The sequence below is a fragment of the Clostridium sp. genome (assembly GCF_036639235.1).
Classification (GTDB): Bacteria; Bacillota; Clostridia; order Clostridiales; family Caloramatoraceae; genus Clostridium_AB.
Map to the genome: position 1 here is coordinate 1 of NZ_JAVWJB010000050.1, position 1,650 is coordinate 1,650.

General features: G+C 30.7%; 2 protein-coding genes. Both read left to right on the forward strand.

Translation table 11 applies throughout. The features are described 5' to 3' along the window. Nucleotides 1–111 precede the first annotated feature (111 nt). Nucleotides 112–363 carry a Veg family protein gene (locus RR539_RS09450; protein WP_332474766.1) on the forward strand — a complete coding sequence of 84 codons (252 nt, stop codon included), beginning with the start codon at nt 112–114 and terminating at the stop codon, nt 361–363. Nucleotides 364–928: 565 nt separating this feature from the next. Continuing rightward, nucleotides 929–1,650 (forward strand): DUF3794 domain-containing protein (locus RR539_RS09455; protein ID WP_332500369.1); only part of this gene is annotated, 722 nt, incomplete at its 3' end.

Genomic DNA, 1,650 nt, shown 5'->3' on the forward strand with positions numbered 1-1,650 from the left:
CCATGAAAATATATATTGACATGGTCTATAATTGTTGATAAAATAATAAGTTTTTACACTTGACATCTGACTCTAAATATTGTAAAATTAAGGAGAAAGAAGGTGTTTGATGTGAAGGGTAAAGATATGCTAGCTACTATCAAAGAGAATATAGAGAGACATGTTGGCGAGAGGGTTATTCTTAAGGCTAATAGTGGACGAAAGAAGATAGTTGTTAAGGAAGGCATACTTGAACAAACATTCCCGAACATATTCGTAGTAAAATTCACCCAAGAAGGAAAGACGGAGAGAAGAGTATCTTATAGTTACTCTGATATTCTTACTAGATCAGTTCAAATAGAATGTGACAACGTAGTAATATAATTTATCATATAAATGATGAAAGCCTAAGGAATAATCCCTAGGCTATTTTTCTGTATTTATTTATTGAAATCTATATTAAATTACCTCACATTAATATAGAAAACCCTTCAAAAAAGGAAAAAACCGCCTCGTTGGCGGTCTTGTATGGGGTTATGGGTTTGGCAGTTTATTTATAGGGGGATAAAGAAAGCTACGGCGCTTTCTTATTGAGGTATCAACAATTGTATATATTAAAGGAATTCCTTTAATAAGTCAACAGTAGAATACTATAATGAAAGACTTGTACTAATATAAAATTTTTAATAAATGAATATTTGCTGTCAAAATCCTTCATTTTATGAAAGGGTTTTCTATAAAACACCACTAAAAGATAGTGATTTATAAAATAATATGAATTATTTTAACGAAAAAGTTTTAAATATGTTGGATAAATTTTCATTAAAAAATATTATTTTTTTTAATAAATGTACAAAAAATATTTACTGTAAAGGAATAAAAGAATTCATAACCTCATATTGTATCTATAGATAGTTATAAACTACCTAAGAGGTGGGGAGGGATAAATATGTCAGCACAGCTTTTAAAAGATACAGTAAATTATGAAAGACTTGTAGGGGAAGGAACAGGCCAAACAATGGTTAGTCAGGATCTTGTTCTATCAGATAGAAATCCTGAAATTGGCAAGATTTTAAGCATAGATGGTAAGGTAAATATCATCAGTGCAGAAACAAATCAAGATAAGGTTGTTGTAGATGGAAAGATTACAGTTGATGTATTCTATAGTTCATCAGAGGATAGCAAGGGAATTTACAAGCTAAGCTCTAGTAACAACTTTACACAAAACATAAATCTTCCACAATGTGATGGAGGAATGAAGAGTTTAACAGATGCAACAATTGAACATATTGAATATGAAATGGTTTCAAATAGAAAAATCAAAGTAAATTCAATTGTAAACCTTGAAAGTGTTGTTTTCAGCAAGGAAAATGTTGAGGTAGTTGTTGATATGAAGGGTGAAGAAATTCAGCTTCTTAGAAACAATCTTGAGGTTTCAGAATATCTTGGAGAAGACAAGGCACAATCTATAGTAAAGGTTAATGTTAACATTCCAGATGAAAAGGACGAGGTTAGTTCAGTACTTAAATCAGATGTTACAATTCATAGAAAGGACATTATTGTACAAGATGGCAAGGCTTTAATTAATGCAGCAGGTATTGCTAGACTTATGTATGATACTAGTTCAGAGGATGTTTATACTGTTGATGAGGAATTCTCATTTGAAGCAGA